Origin of the sequence: Fictibacillus nanhaiensis, assembly GCF_019801215.1 — a bacterium.
GTDB lineage: Bacteria > Bacillota > Bacilli > Bacillales > Fictibacillaceae > Fictibacillus > Fictibacillus nanhaiensis_C.
Window position 1 is genome coordinate 236031 of sequence record NZ_JAHVJO010000001.1, and the last position, 20193, is coordinate 256223.

Annotated in this window: 19 protein-coding genes and 1 riboswitch; of the genes, 17 read left to right on the plus strand and 2 right to left on the minus strand. The window is 38.7% G+C overall.

Translation table 11 applies throughout. From position 1 onward, the window contains the following. Positions 1 to 25 precede the first annotated feature (25 nt). The gene (locus KUV80_RS01185; protein WP_222460865.1) at positions 26 to 601 is read right to left on the minus strand and encodes a hypothetical protein; all 576 of its coding nucleotides are present in this window, start codon (positions 599 to 601) and stop codon (positions 26 to 28) included. Positions 602 to 769: 168 nt separating this feature from the next. Further along, a complete protein-coding gene (gene rnhC / locus KUV80_RS01190; RefSeq protein ID WP_222460866.1) occupies positions 770 to 1717 on the minus strand; it encodes a ribonuclease HIII in 948 nt (315 codons plus the stop codon). Between the two features lie 156 nt (positions 1718 to 1873). Here rnhC and zapA point away from each other — a divergent pair, with 156 nt between their 5' ends. The 17 genes from zapA to uvrC all read left to right on the plus strand — a co-directional run bounded on the left by zapA (position 1874) and on the right by uvrC (position 19900). Continuing rightward, entirely contained in the window at positions 1874 to 2137 is a 264-nt protein-coding gene (gene zapA / locus KUV80_RS01195) for a cell division protein ZapA (protein WP_222460867.1), read from the plus strand. A 1-nt stretch (position 2138) separates the two neighbouring features. Further along, complete coding sequence (locus tag KUV80_RS01200; protein ID WP_222460868.1) at positions 2139 to 2675, plus strand: CvpA family protein; 537 nt, start codon at positions 2139 to 2141, stop codon at positions 2673 to 2675. Positions 2676 to 2730: 55 nt separating this feature from the next. Continuing rightward, positions 2731 to 4446 carry a DNA polymerase/3'-5' exonuclease PolX gene (gene polX, locus KUV80_RS01205; protein WP_222460869.1) on the plus strand — a complete coding sequence of 572 codons (1716 nt, stop codon included), beginning with the start codon at positions 2731 to 2733 and terminating at the stop codon, positions 4444 to 4446. A gap of 29 nt (positions 4447 to 4475) precedes the next feature. Further along, complete coding sequence (locus KUV80_RS01210) at positions 4476 to 6833, plus strand: endonuclease MutS2 (protein ID WP_222460870.1); 2358 nt, start codon at positions 4476 to 4478, stop codon at positions 6831 to 6833. A 33-nt stretch (positions 6834 to 6866) separates the two neighbouring features. Then, positions 6867 to 7271 (plus strand): DUF350 domain-containing protein, encoded by a 405-nt coding sequence (locus KUV80_RS01215; protein ID WP_222460871.1) that lies wholly within the window; start codon positions 6867 to 6869, stop codon positions 7269 to 7271. A 257-nt stretch (positions 7272 to 7528) separates the two neighbouring features. Then, positions 7529 to 9214 (plus strand): AMP-binding protein, encoded by a 1686-nt coding sequence (locus tag KUV80_RS01220; RefSeq protein WP_222460872.1) that lies wholly within the window; start codon positions 7529 to 7531, stop codon positions 9212 to 9214. A 191-nt stretch (positions 9215 to 9405) separates the two neighbouring features. After that, entirely contained in the window at positions 9406 to 10005 is a 600-nt protein-coding gene (locus KUV80_RS01225) for a TetR/AcrR family transcriptional regulator (protein WP_222460873.1), read from the plus strand. 24 nt (positions 10006 to 10029) lie between these two features. Beyond that, positions 10030 to 10803, plus strand: a complete 774-nt coding sequence (locus KUV80_RS01230) for an enoyl-CoA hydratase (protein WP_222460874.1) — start codon at positions 10030 to 10032, stop codon at positions 10801 to 10803. Positions 10804 to 10820: 17 nt separating this feature from the next. Beyond that, entirely contained in the window at positions 10821 to 11591 is a 771-nt protein-coding gene (locus KUV80_RS01235) for an electron transfer flavoprotein subunit beta/FixA family protein (RefSeq protein WP_222460875.1), read from the plus strand. Positions 11592 to 11603: 12 nt separating this feature from the next. Further along, positions 11604 to 12575, plus strand: coding sequence for an electron transfer flavoprotein subunit alpha/FixB family protein (locus KUV80_RS01240; RefSeq protein ID WP_222460876.1), 972 nt, complete (start codon positions 11604 to 11606; stop codon positions 12573 to 12575). Between the two features lie 73 nt (positions 12576 to 12648). Next, on the plus strand, positions 12649 to 13239 hold the full coding sequence (locus KUV80_RS01245) for a histidine phosphatase family protein (protein WP_222460877.1): 591 nt from the start codon (positions 12649 to 12651) through the stop codon (positions 13237 to 13239). 115 nt (positions 13240 to 13354) lie between these two features. Further along, on the plus strand, positions 13355 to 13666 hold the full coding sequence (gene trxA / locus KUV80_RS01250; RefSeq protein ID WP_222460878.1) for a thioredoxin: 312 nt from the start codon (positions 13355 to 13357) through the stop codon (positions 13664 to 13666). A gap of 130 nt (positions 13667 to 13796) precedes the next feature. Continuing rightward, entirely contained in the window at positions 13797 to 14741 is a 945-nt protein-coding gene (locus KUV80_RS01255; protein WP_222460879.1) for an NAD-dependent epimerase/dehydratase family protein, read from the plus strand. Next, complete coding sequence (locus tag KUV80_RS01260) at positions 14728 to 15651, plus strand: lysylphosphatidylglycerol synthase transmembrane domain-containing protein (RefSeq protein WP_222460880.1); 924 nt, start codon at positions 14728 to 14730, stop codon at positions 15649 to 15651. Before KUV80_RS01255 ends, KUV80_RS01260 begins: the two co-directional genes overlap by 14 nt. A gap of 6 nt (positions 15652 to 15657) precedes the next feature. Next, positions 15658 to 17112 carry an alkaline phosphatase family protein gene (locus tag KUV80_RS01265; RefSeq protein WP_222460881.1) on the plus strand — a complete coding sequence of 485 codons (1455 nt, stop codon included), beginning with the start codon at positions 15658 to 15660 and terminating at the stop codon, positions 17110 to 17112. 7 nt (positions 17113 to 17119) lie between these two features. Next, positions 17120 to 17860: a glycosyltransferase family 2 protein gene (locus tag KUV80_RS01270; protein ID WP_222460882.1), complete on the plus strand. Its 741-nt coding sequence runs from the start codon at positions 17120 to 17122 to the stop codon at positions 17858 to 17860. A gap of 237 nt (positions 17861 to 18097) precedes the next feature. After that, complete coding sequence (uvrC, locus tag KUV80_RS01275) at positions 18098 to 19900, plus strand: excinuclease ABC subunit UvrC (RefSeq protein ID WP_222460883.1); 1803 nt, start codon at positions 18098 to 18100, stop codon at positions 19898 to 19900. Between the two features lie 65 nt (positions 19901 to 19965). Further along, positions 19966 to 20154: riboswitch (Lysine riboswitch) on the plus strand. Positions 20155 to 20193 lie beyond the last annotated feature (39 nt).

Sequence of the window (20193 nt, forward strand, 5' to 3'; positions counted from 1 at the left end):
TTTGGTGGACTGCTTCAAGTAAATGCTAGAGATTACTGCGATTATTTTGTGAAGTGGAGCCGACTGAAACCGCATCTTGATCGTTCTTTTCAGGTAAACCGGTATTATAGTTGCTTAATGTGTTGCTTTGTGATGAATGGCTTGTTTTGAGGGGATTCTCTGTTAATTCTGTTCCTGCTTCTTTTAGTTTTGAGCTGATATGGCTGAGCTCACCTCTTGCTTCTTTTACCGTTGAAAAGGCATCATTCGATATTTCTTTAAGTGTATTAATGTTTCCAAAGACACCTTCATTCACGCGCTCGTAAAGTTCTTGTGCATCATTAATCGCTTCTTTTAAAGTTCTAGCAGCACTCTTAAATTGGGTGATCATTTGATCTTTAACCTCACCTGGATTCTCTCTCACATCTGTTATCATTTTGTTCGAAGAATCCTTTAATCCTACAGCTGTATTTTTTACTTTTGATCTCGTATTATAATCAATTAAGGCTAATGCTCCGCCAATGAGGCCGCCAATGACTATACCTTTTAAAAGCTTGCTGTTTTGTTCCATTTCATATCCATCATTTTCGTATCCTTTTTGATTTTTAACAGTTTGCACCATTCTGTTTCCTCCTCGATTTGGTTTTTATTGTTATTAAGGTTTCCCCCATTTTTTTAGTATTCAAACGAAAAAGAACACGATTCAACGTAACTTTGGTATGAAATGTGCACAAAAAAAAGCTGACATCCTAAGGTAATCATGCGCTCCTCGAGTCAGCCGCTAGCTTGATTAAATTCTCTTTTTCTTTAGTAGATTCAAGGCTTTTTGCGTGTTGGCAAAGTGTTTTTTCGTCGCGGTATCAAACACACCCTCACCATATTTTTCAACCAACTCAGCTGCTTTAACGTCAACGTGTGGCCCTGCACCTTTTGGAAGAACGGTGTGAAAGCGTGATCCTAATTTATCCATCTCTTTTAGAAAGCTGTATCTTGCTAATATAGAAGCTGCCGCTACGGCTAGATGAACAGATTCTCCTTTCGTAGCAAAATAAATGCCTTCTTTTAATAGATTTTTTTCCTTTGTCAGGTAATTAAAATACACCCCAGGTTCGCAAAATTGGTCCACCAGTATGCCATCCAGTTTTTCGTTCGGAATTTTAGATCTAACATTTTGCAGTGCTCTGTTATGAAGCAACGCTTTAATCTTTCCTTGGGTCATTCCTTTTTGTTGAAGCTCATTGTATTTTTCATTTGGCAAAACGAGCAGGCTGTAAGGTAGGGTGTGGATAAGCTCTTTAGCAATCTGAATAATTTGTTTATCATTTAGATTTTTGGAATCTCTTACTCCTAATTCTTTTATAAGCGGAAGCTGACTAGCGGATACATAAGCTGCAGCTACCGTCATTGGGCCAAAATAATCCCCAGTCCCTACTTCGTCGCTGCCGATTATCGATAACGAAGCCACATTGTCAGGTGGTGCATAGCTATGTGGTGGTTTAACAGTATTTTTACTTTTTACTTTTGCCTGAGATACCTGTCCAGCAAATTTTTGAGCAGTTTCTTCTGCTTGTTTACCTTGAAACAATACTTTTCCCGAATTGTAAGCTGTCACCGTACACTCCACTAATTTAGCGGTAAACACTGCTCCTGGAGGAGTCTTATCTGAAATGGCATACGAGAGTTCTTTTTTCATCGCTAAAATTTCAGAGGGAGTCATTTTTTTAACAACATGAGCCATATGGTGTTCCTCCTGCGTAGTTATTCATTTTCCAAAAATATCAAAAAAATGATGGGAATAATACAGAAACATTTTCAAGTATGTCCGATTTTTGTTAAGATAAAGAATAGAGTATTAATCTTTTATACGATCCTTTCATAATAAGGAGGTTATTTCGTGGCGGAAGACAAAAATAAAAACCGTACGACGGTCGAGATCTATGGACAGCGTTATGTAGTTGCAGGGACCGAAACTTCCAGCCACATTCATTTAGTAGCTGATAAAGTAGATTTAAAGATGAGAGAAATTCAATCTCATAACCGTACTCTTGATACTAAACAACTTGCTGTACTTACAGCAGTAAATACGATGAGTGAATATTTAAAGATTAAAGAAGAGCTGAAAAAATTGCAACAAAGAATTGGAAAAGAGGAAAGTTAACATGCTGGATTTCATTTTGTTTGTCTTATTACTGGGTGGTTTTTTCATAGGGTTAAAGCGCGGATTTATCATGCAGCTTGTGCATTTGATAGGATTTATAGCAGCTTATATCGTTGCATATCTCTATTATGATGATTTAGCACCAAAGCTTGAATTATGGGTGCCGTATCCTTCATCTAATGATAGTTCTGTTTCCTTTTTGCTAAATAGCATCTCGATGGAACAAGCTTATTACAATGCGATTGCTTTTGCGATATTGTTCTTCGCAACAAAGATTATCCTGCAGATTATAGGTTCAATGCTGGATTTTTTGGCACATCTGCCAATTCTGCACACGGTGAACAGATGGCTTGGTGGGCTATTAGGTTTTGTAGAAGTGTATCTAATCGTTTTTCTTCTTCTTTATGTTTCAACACTTGTGCCACTTGAGGCTTTTCAGGCGCATTATGAAAATTCATGGATCGCACAGGGAATGGTCAAAAACACCCCCGTATTTTCTGAGTCCGTAAAGGAAATGTGGATGAAACATATGGCGTAAACTTCTCCCTTTTTGGAGAAGTTTTTTTACTTAGCACTTTGGAGGGGAGTATAGAATGGCTAATAAAAAAGAAATTGTCCATACACTGGAACAAATTGCTCTTTATCTCGAAATCTTAGGAGAAAATTCTTTCAAAGTATCCGCTTATCGAAAAGCGGCTAATGCTCTTGAAAGTAATGAACACACGATGGATGAGATAGGCGATGTTTCTAAAATAAAAGGAATCGGTAAAGGAACAGCAACAGTTATTATCGAAATGATGGATAAAGGTGAGTCAGATCTTCTCATTGAACTGAAGGAAAAGGTGCCTTCTGAACTTATTCCTTTACTGCAGGTTCCAAATCTAGGCGGCAAAAAGATATCGAAACTTTATTCAGAGTTAGGCGTAACGAATATAGAATCATTAAAAGAAGCATGTGAAGCAGGAAAGGTCAGGGAACTTGCTGGCTTTGGCGTAAAGACAGAGGAAAAAATCTTGGCTTCTTTAAAGGATTTAGGAAAAAGACCCGAAAGACTTCCAATCGCTTATATGCTTCCAATAGCAGAGGAAATTGAACAACAACTCAAAAAAATGAAATACGTTGAATCCTTTTCAAGAGCGGGAAGTCTTAGACGCTATCGAGAAACGATTAAAGATTTGGATTTTATTATTTCTACTAAATCTCCTGGTAAAGTAAAAGAACAATTATTAAAACTGCAGGGAGTGACAGATATTATTGCCAGCGGAGAAACAAAGGTATCTCTCGTGCTAGGTGAAAAAATATCAGTCTCTGTGGATTTTAGAATTGTAGAGCCTCACCATTTTGCAACAACACTGCATCATTTTACAGGTTCAATGGAGCACAATGTTAAAATGCGGCAGCTTGCTAAAGCGCGAGGTGAAAAAATTAGTGAGTATGGTGTAGAAAATACAGAGACAGGTGAAATACGGACCTTTCAATCTGAAGAGGAATTTTACAATGATTTCGGCTTGAATTTTATACCCCCAGAAGCAAGAGAAACAGGAGAAGAACTTGATCTGTTAAAAGAAGCGTATGAGTTTGTTCAATTATCAGATATAAAGGGAGATCTTCACCTGCATTCTACGTGGAGTGATGGGGCCTTCTCTATTGAGGAAATGGCTGAAGAAGCAAGAAACCGCGGTTATCAATATATGGCTATCACAGACCATTCTCAGTACCTGAAGGTGGCAAATGGCCTTACACCTGAGAGAATTCGTATGCAAAGAAAAGAGATTGACCGGCTTAACAAAACGTACAGCAATTTTAAAATATTGGCAGGAATTGAGATGGACATTCTGCCTGATGGTACACTAGATTATGATGATGATGTTTTGGAAGAAATGGATTTTGTTATAGCAAGTATTCATTCGGCGTTTTCACAAGATCAAAGCAAGATCATGGAGCGGATGAAAACAGCGCTTCATCATAAAAAAGTAGATTTAATTGCTCATCCGACAGGCAGGCTGATTGGCCGACGGAAAGGTTATGACGTTGATGTAGATTTATTGCTGCAGCTTGCCTATGAAACAGATACAGCAATCGAGCTTAACGCAAATCCTAACCGGTTAGACCTTTCGCATGAATGGTTAAGAAAAGCGCAAGACCTTGGTGTGAAAATTTGCATTAATACGGATGCACATTATAAAGAAACGATGAAACATATGGAGATTGGGGCAGCGGTAGCACGTAAAGGTTTTATAAAAAAAGGATCCGTGTTAAACACAATGACACTAGATGAATTGGAAGCCTACTTAAACCGTAAAAAATAGCTCTATATCCTCGGATCAGGAGGAAGAACATGCAAGAAAAAATGTTACGTGTCTTGGAATTAAAAAAGGTAATAGAACGATTAAAAAAACACGCGAGCTGTACGTTAGGAATGAATAAGATCGATGCACTTGTACCATCTACAACTTTAGAAGAAGTGAACGATGCACAGGAAGCGACAGATGAAGGCGTAAAGATTCTTCGGTTAAAAGGGCAAGTCCCCTTTGGGGGTATTTTTGACATTCGATCAAATGTCAAACGCTCTAAAATAGGAAGTCTCCTTAATGAAGAAGACCTTTTGGATATTGCTTCTACCCTTTACGGCGGAAGAAGATTTAAGAGATTTATTGAGGGATTGGTTGATGATGGCATTGAGCTAGAAATACTGAAGGATGCTGCCGGAGGAATCATTCCCTTTCATGAACTTGAACAATCTATTAAGAGCTGTGTTGATGATAACGGCCACATGATGGATAGTGCAAGCAATGAACTTAGAGCAATCCGTCAGCAGCTTCGAACGTTTGAAGCGAGAGTAAGAGAAAAGCTAGAATCTATCGTCAGATCTTCAAGTTATCAAAAAATGTTATCTGATTCTATCATCACGATACGTAATGACAGATTTGTTATACCTGTTAAACAGGAGTACAGAGGCAACTTTGGCGGAATGGTTCACGACCAGTCAGCTAGTGGGGCGACATTGTTTATTGAACCTCAATCTGTCGTATCGATAAACAACCAAGTAAAAGAGACAAAGGCGAAGGAAACGCGTGAAATAGAAAAGATTTTAAGAGAACTTACAGTGCAAGTTGCACAGAGTGCTGATGATATCCTATTGAATGTTGATATTTTAGCAGAGGTTGATTTTATATTAGCAAAAGCTAGATTTGCGAATGAACTAAAATGTACAAGACCTATCATGAACGATAAAGGCTATATATCTCTTCACTATGGCAGACACCCCTTACTTGAACAAGACTCGGTTGTTCCGATCAGTGTTAAGCTTGGCGGAGAATATCAATCTCTCGTTATTACCGGCCCAAACACCGGGGGGAAAACTGTTACATTAAAAACAATCGGTCTTCTTACATTAATGGCTCAATGTGGATTGCAGATACCGGCACAGGAAGAATCTGAAATGGCTGTATTTAAAACTATTTTTGCAGACATTGGGGATGAGCAATCAATCGAGCAATCCTTGAGTACGTTTTCGTCTCACATGGTTAATATTGTAGATATTTTGAACAAGATGGACCATGAATCACTCGTTCTCTTTGATGAACTTGGTGCAGGTACAGATCCTCAAGAAGGAGCAGCGCTTGCGATCTCCATTCTAGATTTTGTTTTTGCAAGAGGTGCACGTGTTGTAGCTACAACCCATTATAGTGAGCTAAAAGCATATGCTTATAATCGTGACGGGGTTATGAATGCTTCGGTTGAATTTGATATCCAGACGCTCCGCCCAACGTACCGTCTTTTAGTCGGTGTACCGGGTCGAAGCAACGCCTTTGAAATATCAAAGAGACTTGGTCTTCGTCAAGATATCATTGACTCTGCACGTTCACAAATCAGCGAAGATGAAAACAAGATAGACAACATGATCAGATCGCTAGAAGACAACAGAAAAGAAGCAGAGAAAGAAATGGAAGAAGCCCAATTAAAAAGACGAGAAGCAGAAGCGATTAAAGAAGAATTAGAACGTGAGATGGAGCTTTTCCAAAATGAAAAAGAACGATTATACGATAAAGCAAAACAAGAAGCAGATAAGGTAGTTGAAAATGCACGTATAACAGCAGAGGAAATTATTGTTGAAATTCGTGAACTTCAAAAAGCAGGCGGTCAAATTAAAGAGCATAAATTAATCGAAGCGAAAAAAAGACTTGAACAAGCAGTTCCGAAAACGAAAGCTAAGAATAAGAAGCCGAAAGCTGTCTCTACAAAAACAGAATATGTGCCTGGTGATGAAGTGAGGGTCTTAAGTGTAGGGCAAAAAGGACATATCGTTGAAAAAGTGAGCAATAAAGAGTATCAAGTTCAAATTGGCATTCTCAAGATGAATGTTTCTGAAAGGGACTTAGAATGGGTAAAAGAATCTAAAGCAAAACATGAGCCTCGATCGTTCGTAAAGGTAACAGGTTCAACCGATTCATCGCGTCCTGAACTGGATCTGAGAGGAAAAAGGTATGAGGATGCTATGCTTGAGGTTGACCGTTATTTAGATGAGGCATTGATGGCAGGTTTTAATCAGGTATATATTATTCATGGTAAAGGAACAGGTGCTCTCAGAAAAGGTGTTCAAGAACTTCTGAAATCGCACAGAAATGTGAAGTCTACTCGGATGGGGGCTGCTGGTGAAGGTGGAGGCGGAGTAACAGTAGCTGTGTTAAAATAATCAAAGTTTACTTTAGATAAAGGGGAACTGTTGATGGATTTTATGGGAAATGCTTTTTTGAAAACAGCAGCAAACTACAGTGTGGTAGTACTGTGCCTCGTTTTGTTTTTGGCAGTATTTGAAATTGTAACTCGGTATAAGAACTGGGTTGAAATAAAAAAGGGGAATCTGTCAGTAGCTTTAGCAACTGGAGGGAAAATTTTTGGAATCGCCAATATTTTTCGTTATTCCATTGCGCAAAATGATTCTTTACTTATGATGATTACGTGGGGTATTTATGGATTTATCCTGCTTCTTATCGGTTATTTTATATTTGAATTTTTGACACCGAAATTTCAGATCGATAAAGAAATTGAAAATGATAACAGAGCGGTAGGATTTATATCCATGATTATCTCAATCGGCCTTTCTTTTGTAATTGGCGAAGGAATCGAATAATTGAAGGGATAAGATATGGAAACATTATTTAAAGTATTATTTGTTTTAAGTGGCGTATTTATTGCTGCAGGCTTCGTTTATTTACTTTTCTTTACTTAGAATGAACCAGATCTCACAAAAAGAGATCTGGTTTTTTGCATTCATATTTAACCGATAATTTAAAATTTTTAAAAAAGTATATAATATTGTATGCGTTTTCAATATAATAGGAATAAAGATATAGAATTTTTGAAGGAAGGCGTGAATTAAAGGAGGAGATGCAAGTGGAAAGAAGGTGGCTTAACAGTTACCCAAGTGAAATTCCGGGACATCTTGATTACGACAGCAAACCTTTATTCGCGTATTTAGAATCAGCAGCAGAAGAGAAAAGAGACAATACTGCTGTACATTTTTTAGGCAAAACATTAACATTCGGTGAGCTATATGAAAGCAGCTTACGGTTTGCTCATTCCCTATCACAACTGGGAGTGGAAAAAGGAGATCGGGTAGCAATCATGCTGCCAAACTGTCCACAGGCAGTAATTGCATACTATGGTACCTTGCTCTTGGGAGGTATCGTTGTACAGACGAATCCGCTATATACCGAAAGAGAGTTACGCCATCAACTCTCTGACAGCGGTGCAACCGTGCTTGTTGGATTGGATTTATTGTTTGGAAGAATTTCTGCAGTACGTAAGGATACCTCATTAGAGCATGTAATTATGACTTCCATTAAGGATTATTTGCCATTTCCCAAAAACCTGATTTATCCATTTATTCAAAAACGGCAAAACCCTACTGTGGTTGTTGACATCTCTTATAATCACGAGGTACATTCCTTTTCACAGCTTCTTAAGCGTTCACAGCCTATAAAACCGCAAGTAAGTATATCTCCAGATGAAGATCTTGCTTTATTGCAGTATACAGGAGGAACGACAGGCCCAGCTAAAGGGGTAATGCTGACACACCAAAATCTCGTAATCAATGCTTTGCAATGTAATGCATGGATGTTCAAGAATCGAGAGGGTGAAGAAAAAATCCTTGGAGCATTGCCTTTTTTCCATGTTTACGGGATGACTTGTGTGATGAACCTCGGCATAATCACAAGAGCCCAAATGATTATTCTTCCTAAATTCGATCCTGTTCAAGTGTTAAAGACGATCCATAAAGAACGTCCTACGCTTTTTCCAGGAGCACCAACTATGTACATCGCTCTCCTTAACCATCCTGATCTTAAGAAATATGATTTGTCTTCCATTCAGGCATGTATCAGCGGGTCGGCAGCTTTACCATTAGAAGTCCAAGAAAAGTTTCAGGCTGTCATTTCAGGATCGTTAGTTGAGGGATACGGATTAACGGAAGCATCTCCTGTTACCCATGCCAATTTAATCTATGGTAATCAAGTTAAAGGCAGTATTGGGCTGCCATGGCCAAACACCGAAGCCGCTATTATCTCTCAAGAAACAGGTGAGTGGGCTCTACCTGGCGAGATAGGGGAGTTAGCTGTTCGCGGACCACAAGTGATGAGAGGCTATTGGAATCAGCCTGAAGAAACGGCATCTGTTTTTCGAGATGATTGGCTCATTACAGGGGACATGGGCTACATGGATGAAAAAGGGTATTTTTACATTGTTGATCGTAAAAAGGACCTTATTATCGCAAGCGGGTTTAACATATACCCGCGAGAAGTAGAAGAGGTATTATACGAGCATGAAAAGGTGAAAGAAGCTGTTGTCGTTGGAGTTCCTGATAAATATCGCGGGGAAACAGTAAAGGCCTTTCTTGTCCTGAAAGAAGGAGCAGAGTGCACGGAAGAGGAACTGAACGCATATTGCCGAGAGCACCTAGCATCTTTTAAAGTTCCTAAACTGTATGAGTTCAGAGATGAGCTTCCAAAAACGATGGTAGGAAAGATTTTAAGAAGAGTACTTCTTGAAGAGGAAAGAGAAAAAGCAAAACAATGATCTAAAAAAACCGCCATTATGCGGTTTTTTTCCTTTCTCAATAATAAAAATACGTTAAAGCTTGTCAATATTGATAAAAAAATGACATAATGAAATTGACAGAAAAGAAAGATTTGTTTTACAATTATGAATGAACAATCATTCATTTTCGGTAATGTTCGATTGTGTTATACACAAATGAGGCGATGGTTATGAAACGTAAAGGTCCAAAGTATGAAAAAATCATTGATGCAGCTGTAAATGTAATCGCGGAACATGGTTATCATCAATCCCAAGTTTCAAAGATTGCTAAAGAAGCAGGTGTCGCTGATGGTACCATTTATCTTTATTTTAAGAACAAAGAAGATTTGCTCGTTTCTGTTTTTAATGAAAAAATGGGGACCTTTATTGCAAAAACAGAAAGCGAGCTTAAAAGCAGTGATACAGCGATTGATAAACTTAAAACACTTGTTGAGATGCATTTTAAACAATTAACAGCTGACTATGAACTATCTATCGTAACTCAATTAGAGCTGCGTCAAACAAACCGGCAGCTTCGTGCTAAAATTGGTGAAGTATTAAAGAGATATTTAAATTTAATCGATACCATTTTAAAGGATGGCATGAATGAAGGTGTGTTTGTAAGCGATATGGACTACAGGCTGGCAAGACAAATGATATTTGGAACAATTGATGAGACCGCTACAAACTGGGTGATGAATGATCATCGATATGATTTGCCTTCGCTTGCAGGGCCTATCCATCAAATGCTTGTAAACGGTCTGTCAGTCAGGCGGCAGCATCCAGATTGATTTTTATAAAGAGGAGGCTAGAAAGTGAAAAATTTGCAAGTGGTTATCCAGGATAAGATTGCAACGATTAAATTAAATCGAGCACCTGCAAACGCCCTCTCGACCGGCGTAATCGAGGAGATCGACCAAGCGCTTGATCAGATTGAACAGGATAACACCATTAAAACAGTCGTTATTTTAGGTGAAGGGCGCTTCTTCTCAGCAGGAGCAGATATTAAAGAATTCACTGAAGTACCAGATGAAAAAGGTTTTGCGCTATTAGGAAAAAAAGGCCAGGATGTTTTCAATCGAATAGAACAATTTTCTAAGCCTGTAATCGCTGCGATACATGGGGCTGCATTAGGTGGTGGGTTGGAGCTTGCGATGAGCTGCCACGTCCGTCTTGTTGCAGAAGATGCAAAGCTTGGTCTTCCAGAGCTTACTCTCGGTCTTGTACCAGGTTTTGCAGGAACACAAAGGCTTCCTCAACTTGTAGGAGTACCAAAAGCATGTGAGATGCTTCTAACGAGTAAACCAATTTCAGGAAAAGAAGCGGTAACCCTTGGATTAGCAAACGACTCTTTTCCAGCTGAAGAACTCTTTGAAAGGGCTTACAAAATGGCTGAAAGCTTTTCTGAGAAAAGTGCTGTATCCCTTAAATATACGTTAGAACTTTTGAATTACGCTCGAAACGGTCTATATGAACAAGGTGCAGAGAAAGAGCAAGAACTGTTCGGTAAAGCGTTTAAGAGCCATGATGGCCAAGAAGGCATCCAAGCTTTTATTGAAAAAAGAAAACCTGTATTTCAGGACCGATAAATTAGGAGGGAAAACCAATGAATATTTATGTGATTTTAAAACGTACCTTTGATACAGAAGAAAAGATTGCAGTTACCAACAACAAAATTTCAGAAGACAGTGCGGAATTCATCATCAACCCTTATGATGAGTACGCAATTGAAGAAGCGATCACATTGAAAGATGCACATGGCGGGACCGTTACGGTTGTGACCGTAGGAGATGAAGACTCTGAAAAAGAGCTAAGGACCGCTTTAGCAATGGGTGCGGATCAAGCCGTACTTATTTCAAATGAAGATTTGGACAGCCAAGATCAGTTTACTACGTCATCTGTTCTGGCAGCTTATTTTAAAGATAAAGAATATGACATTATTTTAGGCGGAAACGTTGCAATTGATAATGGAACAGGTCAAGTAGGTCCACGCTTAGCTGAGCTGCTTGATATCCCACATGTAACGACGATCACGAAAATAGAAGTGAATGGAACGACTGTAAATATTGAACGTGACGTAGAAGGAGATCTTGAAAAAATTGAGACTTCTCTGCCCCTTTTAGTGACAGCTCAGCAAGGTTTGAACGAACCGCGTTATCCATCTCTTCCGGGAATCATGAAAGCGAAGAAAAAGCCGTTGGAAACATTGGAACTCGATGATCTTGATATCGATGAAGATGATGTTGAAGCTAAAACAAAAACGGTAGAAGTCTATCTTCCACCTAAAAAGGAAGCGGGCAAAATCTTATCTGGTGAAAAGGCTGACCAAGTAAAAGAACTTGTATCCCTTTTAAGAAACGAAGCAAAGGTAATATAAGGAGGAGACATCATGGCTAAAAAAGTTTTAGTACTCGCAGAATCTCGTGACGGTGCACTGCGTAACGTTTCATTTGAAGCAATCGCTGCAGCAAAAGAAATATCTGGTGGAGGAGAAGTTTTCGCTGTTTTGTGTGGTGACTCGGTACATTCTCTTGCAAGCGATCTGATCCATTATGGAGCTGACCGCGTGTTAGTAGCGGAAAATGAAAAACTCAAAAACTATACCACAGATGGTTACTTTCAAACTTTGAAACAAATCATCGATGAAGAGAAGCCTGAAGCGATTGTTTTCGGTCATACTTCATTAGGAAAAGATCTTTCCCCAAGACTGGCGGCACGATTAGAATCTGGCCTCATCTCAGATGTGACGGGACTTGAGCAAGCAGGTGAGAATACAGTATTTACACGTCCAGTGTTTTCTGGGAAAGCGTTTGAGAAAAAGCTGATTTCGGATGGTCTTGTTTTTGTAACCGTCAGACCAAACAATATCGCACCTCTAGAAAAAGACGAGTCTCGTACGGGGGAAGTTAAATCGGTTTCCGTTGAAATTAAAGACTTACGAACCATTGTAAAAGAAGTTGTTCGAAAAGCATCTACTGGGGTAGATCTTTCAGAAGCAAAAATCATTGTAGCTGGTGGTCGTGGTGTGAAATCTGAAGATGGATTTAAGCCATTGCAAGAACTCGCAGACGTTTTAGGAGCAGCAGTAGGTGCTTCAAGAGGTGCCTGTGATGCGGATTATTGTGATTATTCTCTTCAGATCGGACAAACAGGTAAAGTTGTAACACCTGATTTGTATATTGCATGCGGAATTTCGGGTGCAATTCAGCATTTAGCAGGTATGTCCAATTCGAAAGTCATTGTCGCAATTAACAAAGACCCGGAAGCAAGCATCTTCTCTGTAGCAGATTACGGAATTGTAGGAGACTTGTTTGAGGTTGTACCGCTGTTAACAGAAGAATTCAAAAAGGTGTTAGTATAATTAAAGAATCTAAAACGTCCAGTTCATTCATCTACTGGACGTTTTTTTACATAAGGATGCAGGGGGAGAATTAATGACAACTGTTGCTTTTATCCGTCATGGAGAAACAGATTGGAACATTCAAAAAAGAGCTCAAGGGTGTATGGATATTCCATTAAATGAACAAGGTTTGAATCAGGCCAATTTGTTAGCTAAGAGATTTAGAGCTGAAAAATGGGATGTTATCTATTCTAGTCCATTATCAAGAGCCCATCAAACTGCAACAGCGATAGAAAAAGCTACAGGGTTATCTGTGATTACTGATGAAAGGCTCCGTGAGATCTCATTTGGTGAGACTGAGGGTACAACAGAAGAAGAGCGGGTGGAGCGATGGGGAAAGGATTGGAATAAGCTGGAGTTAGGCAGGGAACGAAATGAAGAGGCTGATCATCGCTGGAAATCTGTTCTTCAAGAGATCGTTTTGAACCATGAGAATCAAAAAGTATTGATTGTCACACACGGTGCACTCCTTGTGAGGATCTATAAGGATCTTTTAGAGGATAAAACGGATAGATGGTATGGATTGAATAACACTTCTTTATCCGTTTTTAAACATAACCATATCCGGTGGTCATGCGAATTATTCAACTGTCAAAAGCATTTAGATGGAGCGCAAACCATTTAACGTTTGTCAGTTATAAAACTTGGGTACGATAAAGTTGAGCAAACTATTAGCAACTGTGTATTTTGTGGTGATATACTTTGTTTACACTTTGTTAATTAAAAAGGAGGGCCAATAAATGGCTATTGTAAATGCATCAGATCAAACATTTAATACAGAAACAGGTGAAGGGTTAGTACTTGCTGATTTTTGGGCGCCGTGGTGCGGACCTTGTAAAATGATCGCTCCTGTTCTTGAAGAGCTCGATCAAGAGGTTGAAGAAGTAAAGGTTGTTAAATTGGATGTTGATGAAAACCAAGAAACAGCTGGCAAATATGGAGTTATGAGTATTCCTACATTGCTTGTATTCAAAGATGGTCAAGTAGTTGATCAAGTTGTAGGTTTCCAACCAAAAGAAGCGTTAGTAGAACTCTTAAACAAGCATAAGTAAGCTATCTATAAAGCCCGGGCTACCGGGCTTTTTTCTGTTTCATCAAGTTGACGATAATAGGGATTATCGATATAATACAACGGTAATGAAAATCATTATCATTAAAAAGTTTTAGGGAGGATTGACCAGCGTGAATATACTGGTAACAGGAGGAGCAGGTTTTATTGGAAGTCAATTGCTTCGTTCCCTAAACGAAAATAAAAAGTTACACATCATTAGCATCGACTCCTTTCACGGTTATTATAGCCGTCAAAGGAAGATGGATCAGTTAAAGATGGCTGGAGATGGTTTTGAATTTATAGAGCTCGACCTTTTGGAGGAAAAAAGAGTCATTCAGCTTTTTGAACAAAAGCAATTTCACACCGTTATCCACTTAGCCGCAATTCCAGGAGTTCCAAAGTCTATTGAAAATCCACATGAATATATAGATCTTGATATTAAAGCCACAGTAAACATTTTAAAAGCTTCCGGACTTACAAAGGTTGAACACGTTATTTTTGCTTCGTCTTCTTCTGTGTATGGGAATCAAGGCTATCATCCTGTAAAAGAGAGTGATGCAAGAGGATTTGTTGCATCACCTTACGCGGCTTCTAAATGGTCAGCTGAATCCTTCTGTCATGCTTATCGTCATCTATACGGTTATCATTTAAGCATCCTTCGGTTTTTTACTGTATATGGACCGTGGGGAAGACCAGACATGGCTATACCGTTATTCGTAAAAAAACTGTTGAATGATGAGCCGCTTACCATTTTCTCAAAAAAAACTGCACGTGATTATACGTATGTTGACGATATTATAAGAGGCATTCAATCGGTTATACAGCATCCGAATGGTCATCAGGTGTATAACTTAGGCAGTGGAAATCCTGTAACCATCGAAGAACTTGTTGAAACGTTCCGCCTGTTCTTTCCTCAGTTTGAAACCATCCATTTCCCCCATCGTTTAGGTGATGTACAAACGACATGGGCTGATATAAAAAAAGCTAATGAAGAATTAGATTACCAGCCTTCCATTTCTTTTGCAGAAGGAATCGGACGGACGATTGAGTGGGCTAAACGGTATGAGAGGTTTTAAAGCAATAAGAATGATTGTTTCTATTAGTCTTTTATTGTTATTCTTCTGGTTAACCATGAACTACTTTAGTTACGATTTGTTCCTACATGGGTTAATGAATCTCGCGACATCTCCTATTCTTTTAATAACTATGGCTGGTGGTTACTTTACAGCTTTTTGGTTAAGAGCTGTTAGTTGGAGAATGTATTTATCGAGAGAAATTAGTATTAAACATTATATCTACGGTTTGTTTTACAGTTTGTTCTTTAATCATCTGTTGCCAGTTAAAGCTGGAGATTTGTTTAGAATAGGTTATCTAAGCAATCTAAAGACAAACGTAAGCAGAAAAGAAATCATTGAGTCCGTCATCGTGATGAGGATATATGATTTGCTAGTGTTGGGTACCATTTCTTTGGTGTTTGGATCTTTGATCGGAGTGGCATTAGCTCCCAAGTATTTTTATATATTTGTAAGTGTAATCTGCTTTACTCTCTTTGTTGCGTTTCTTTTGAGGACAAGGATTTTAAGAGTAAAGCCGTTGTCGGGAAAATTAGTACTGAGATTTATTTCGGTTAGATCCGCTTTCATCATCCTTATAGTAGCTCTTAGCTGGATTCTTGAAAGTATCGTTGTTTACGGAACATTGCTTTCGTTTTCAATTGATGGACCTGTTTGGCAAAGTATATGGATAAATGCAATCACGATTGCCGGTCAAGTTTTTCATTTCACTCCTGGAGGAATAGGGACTTACGAGGCGACCATGTCCTCCGCTTTAACTGCGACAGGGGTTACTCCTAAACTCGCCCTTCAGGTTGCAATCATCAGCCATTTATTTAAATTTGTGTTCTCATATTTCGCAGGGGCTTATACGCTAATGAAAGCGCCTGTATCTTTTCGTAAAGTGTGGCTTGAAACAAAAGAAAGAGGTTAAACAATCATGAAGAAAGCATCAAAATTTGAAAAAGTCGCAGCTCGCTGCTGGAATCTCTTGAACGAAGGAAAGCCCTTTACTCCTATCTTTACTACGGGGGTATTCTTGATGTTCACGATTGGTGAATGGAATGAAACCTCTTTTTGGTTTTCCTTTTTATTAAGTTTAGGGGGAACACTTCCATTATTCGCTCTCTGTTTTGTGTATGATTTTCCGCTGTTTTTAAGAAATTATCTTTTTATTCCTTTAATCGCAAGTCTCTTGCTTCTTAATGCTCCGCCATTATCGTTATGGATGTTGGCTGCCGGACTTTATTTCTTTTTCACTGTATTTTTTTGGGGAACTCTTTATTATCATTTAAGAATTGGAACAACGTGGCTAAACTTCACAAGATTTTGGAAACTTGTACTAAAGAACAGTGATTCTACAAGTGGAAATGCACAAGAACAGCTGCCGAAAGTATTTATGTTGCTTACCGTATGGCACTATCTTTTTCAACAAGTTGGAGCTTTCGGTTTCACTTTCTCTGATTATACGCCGGTATTATACGTTACAATTGGATTTGCTATATTCGCATGGATTTTGCACCGTTATTTGTTTGACTGGAAACCATCAGAGTATGAAGAATTTACTGCAAAAGAAGAAATTCAAGCAAAATCAGATAAAGTGGTTGTAATCGTAGTTGACGGTATGAGAAAAGATCGTTTTGAAAAAGCAAAAACCCCTTATTTGGATAAGTTAAGAGAAGAAGGTACCGAATACAGACAGATGGAAACCGTCTACCCAGCAAGAACAGTCGTATGCTTTTCATCCATGTTTACGGGGACATATCCGCGTGAGCATGGGATCACATCCAATATGGTTTGGAGGTTAGGAATTAAAGTAGAAAGTATCTTTGATTCGTTGCGAAAAGTCGGTAAAAAAGGGAAATTGTTAGGAATCGCTCATTTGGTTGACGCGATGGGCAATGATGTAGAAACCGTAACCGCTGTTATGAATAATGATGTGGCAGATCCATCTATCATGAAGCGCGCCAAGGGAATTATGGAAAATGAGAATCCAGACTTACTCATTGTACAAATGATAGCAACTGATCAAACAGGACACAGCAGAGGTGTCTTCTATGACGAATATCTTCAAAAGATCAATGAAGCTGATCAGCTGATTGAAGATTTTGTGGATTACCTGAATGAAGAAGGCCATATGAAGAATACAACTTTAATCATATGTGCAGATCATGGACAAGCTGATGGTATTGGGGGTCATGGACATCTAGATGAAGGAGAACGCTTTGTTCCATTCATCATGCATGGTCCGCATATACGTAAAGGTATTGCCGTTAATGAAAAACACAGTTTAGTGTCACTTGCTCCAACAATTGCTCACTTGCTAGGAGCCCCTTTTCCGAAGAACAGCAGAGGTCCTGTATTAAAACAAGCCATTAAAGAAAGCAGGGATTGATGAGACAATGATAAAGTCAACAAAAGTGATTGTTTTTTTACCTGCTTTTAATGAAGAAGAATCGATTGGAGAGGTTATCCAAAAGATCCCACGGAACTTCCATTCTGCGGTCGATGTCGAAGTGATGGTCATTGATGACGGATGTACGGATCAGACGAGAGAAATTGCACTAAAAGCTGGTGCAGATCATTATGTTTCCCACTCTGAAAACAGAGGATTAGGAGCGGCTGTCCGAACCGGATTGCAATCCTGCTATGTAAACGGAGCAGATATCGCTGTCATGATAGATGCCGATAATGAGTATCCAGCAGATGAAATTCCTGAATTGATTCAGCCATTGTTGGGAGATAAAGCAGATTATGCAATGGGGTCACGGTTTTTAGGGACAATCTCTGGTATGAAACTTCATCGTCGTCTAGGAAATTACGTTTTTACTCTTTTGCAATGTGTATTATTAAGAAGATGGATCCGCGATGGACAATCAGGTATGCGTGCGTTTAATCGAGAGGCTATGCGAGATGCCGAAATCATTCATGATTATAATTACGCACAAGTCTTAACGCTTAATCTTGTCCGTAAAGGCTTTCGAATGATAGAAGTTCCAATTACCTATAAGGTAAGAACAACAGGAACTTCATTTATCACATTTAAAAAATATTTAGGCAATGTACTTCCAGGCATCTTAAAAGAAATGAGACGGCCGGTAAAAAAACAGTCAAGTCATCCAACCTATGAAATAAATGAATAAGAAAAAAAAGCCTGCATGTGCAGGTTTTTTTTATTGCAAACCTAGCCTATAATGATGCGAAAATGACGACATGATAGGAGAAGAGTAATATAATTTGTCGAGAGAAAGAATGTAAAAAAAGCTTTTAAAACTATTTTCTAGGAAATAATGTCGAAATCCTTTTCTATCCTAGACATAATCGCTATGATGTTTGTTATGGAGTAATCATGTTGACGTTCATGGTATGATGAGAGGAAAATGATAACAAAAAAGGGGGGATGTTCATTGACCTCGATCAAACAAAAACTGATGCTGCTTCCTGACCAGCCTGGTTGCTATCTAATGAAAAACGAATTCGGAAAAGTAATCTATGTCGGAAAAGCGAAAGTATTAAAAAACAGGGTTAAATCATATTTTTCTGGATCACATGACGGGAAAACACAGCGATTAGTCAGTGAGATCAGAGATTTTGAATATATTGTTACTTCTACAGAGATGGAAGCCCTCGTTCTTGAGATGAATTTAATTAAAAAACATGATCCACGTTACAATGTCATGCTTAAAGACGATAAAAGCTATCCCTATTTGAAAGTAACTTCTGAAAAACAGCCTCGACTTCTCTATACGAGGAAAATAAAAAAAGATGGCGGAAAGTACTTCGGCCCCTTTGTAAACGCATATGCTGCCCAAGAGACGAAAAAACTTTTAGATCGTATATTCCCTCTTAGAAAATGCGACACCATGCCAAAGAGAGTATGTCTTTATTATCATATCGGACAATGTTTAGGACCTTGTGTGTATGATGTAACGGACGAACAAAATAAAAAACTGGTAGAAGGTATTATAAAATTTTTAAATGGCGGTTATCAAGAAGTAAAGAGTCAGCTTTCTGAAAAAATGATAGAAGCATCTGAGGCACTTAACTTCGAACGTGCAAAAGAGCTGCGTGATCAAATTCAACATATAGAAGCTGTAATGGAAAAACAGAAGATGATGACATCTGATCTAGTGGATCGCGATGTATTCGGATACTACTTTGATAAAGGGTGGATGTGTGTCCAAGTCTTTTTTATTCGTCAAGGAAAAGTCATAGCGAGGGATATTTCCGTTTTTCCGTTTTACGGTGAAGCCCATGAGGACCTGCTTACGTTTATCGGACAATTTTATTTGCAAAAAAATCATCTACTTCCAAAAGAAATCCTTTTGCCGCAGCAGGTAGATGCACATATGGTTCAAGAACTTTTGCAAGTGAAGGTCCTTCAGCCGAAAAAGGGGCAAAAGAAAGAACTTGTAGAATTAGCAACGAAAAATGCAACACTTGCTTTAAATGAGAAGTTTGCTTTAATTGAGCAGGACGAGGCGAGAACAATTAAAGCGGTCGAGAATTTAGGCGAACGAATGGGAATCGCATCTCCATATCGGATCGAAGCATTTGATAACTCAAACATTCATGGAACGGATCCAGTTTCTGCAATGGTCGTATTTATAGATGGAAAACCGTATAAAAAAGATTACAGAAAGTATAAGATTAAATCTGTAGACGGACCTGATGATTATGCGTCAATGAAAGAGGTAGTCCGCAGAAGATATACAAGGATGCTTAAAGAAGAAGGAGAGCTTCCAAGCTTAATCCTTATTGATGGGGGAAAAGGGCAGGTTTCAGCGGCTCAAGATGTTTTAGAGAACGAACTTAATTTATTTATTCCCGTTGCAGGACTAGCTAAAGATGAGAAACATCGTACCTCTCAATTATGGCTTGGAGATCCACCTAAGATGATACATTTACCAAGGAACAGCCAAGAATTTTATCTGCTTCAAAGGGTACAAGATGAGGTACACCGATTTGCGATTTCTTTTCATCGAAAAGTTCGCTCCAAAAGTATGTTTGAATCTACTTTGGATGGAATTGAAGGGATCGGGGATAAAAGAAAGAAAATGCTTCTCCGTCATTTTGGTTCTTTAAAGAAATTAAAAGAAGCGACAGTTGATGAAATTCAAGGAGCGGGTGTTCCCAAAACAGTAGCTGAAAAAATCACACAAGCTTTTTTATCTGAAGAGTAGTTGCAGTTATGAAACAACTTTGTTAAAATGAACCCAACTTTATAAAAATGCCATGCTTCATTTGAAGTGATGGTAGAGGAGCAAAAACCAATAGTAGACCATCTGAAGAGAAGAAGCTCTTATGAAGATGGAGGAAAGGGGATTTTTGCCGAAGTGTAAAAAAACTTCTGATTTTTTATGCTGGACCTGTATTGAATAAATACAGAGCTGTCACTCAAATCCCCCCAGGGTTTGTGTGGAGGACTATCTCACTCGGGGAAAACAAACTTGGCTTGCTGCGGATATAGCAACAA

Coding starts and splice junctions, on each gene's coding strand:
- KUV80_RS01185 (WP_222460865.1), bottom strand. CDS start 601: ATGGTGCAAACTGTTAAAAATCAAAAAGGATACGAAAATGATGGATAT.
- rnhC (WP_222460866.1), bottom strand. CDS start 1,717: ATGGCTCATGTTGTTAAAAAAATGACTCCCTCTGAAATTTTAGCGATG.
- KUV80_RS01200 (WP_222460868.1), top strand. CDS start 2,139: ATGCTGGATTTCATTTTGTTTGTCTTATTACTGGGTGGTTTTTTCATA.
- polX (WP_222460869.1), top strand. CDS start 2,731: ATGGCTAATAAAAAAGAAATTGTCCATACACTGGAACAAATTGCTCTT.
- KUV80_RS01210 (WP_222460870.1), top strand. CDS start 4,476: ATGCAAGAAAAAATGTTACGTGTCTTGGAATTAAAAAAGGTAATAGAA.
- KUV80_RS01215 (WP_222460871.1), top strand. CDS start 6,867: ATGGATTTTATGGGAAATGCTTTTTTGAAAACAGCAGCAAACTACAGT.
- KUV80_RS01220 (WP_222460872.1), top strand. CDS start 7,529: ATGCAAGTGGAAAGAAGGTGGCTTAACAGTTACCCAAGTGAAATTCCG.
- KUV80_RS01225 (WP_222460873.1), top strand. CDS start 9,406: ATGAAACGTAAAGGTCCAAAGTATGAAAAAATCATTGATGCAGCTGTA.
- KUV80_RS01235 (WP_222460875.1), top strand. CDS start 10,821: ATGAATATTTATGTGATTTTAAAACGTACCTTTGATACAGAAGAAAAG.
- KUV80_RS01240 (WP_222460876.1), top strand. CDS start 11,604: ATGGCTAAAAAAGTTTTAGTACTCGCAGAATCTCGTGACGGTGCACTG.
- KUV80_RS01245 (WP_222460877.1), top strand. CDS start 12,649: ATGACAACTGTTGCTTTTATCCGTCATGGAGAAACAGATTGGAACATT.
- trxA (WP_222460878.1), top strand. CDS start 13,355: ATGGCTATTGTAAATGCATCAGATCAAACATTTAATACAGAAACAGGT.
- KUV80_RS01260 (WP_222460880.1), top strand. CDS start 14,728: ATGAGAGGTTTTAAAGCAATAAGAATGATTGTTTCTATTAGTCTTTTA.
- KUV80_RS01265 (WP_222460881.1), top strand. CDS start 15,658: ATGAAGAAAGCATCAAAATTTGAAAAAGTCGCAGCTCGCTGCTGGAAT.
- KUV80_RS01270 (WP_222460882.1), top strand. CDS start 17,120: ATGATAAAGTCAACAAAAGTGATTGTTTTTTTACCTGCTTTTAATGAA.
- uvrC (WP_222460883.1), top strand. CDS start 18,098: ATGATAACAAAAAAGGGGGGATGTTCATTGACCTCGATCAAACAAAAA.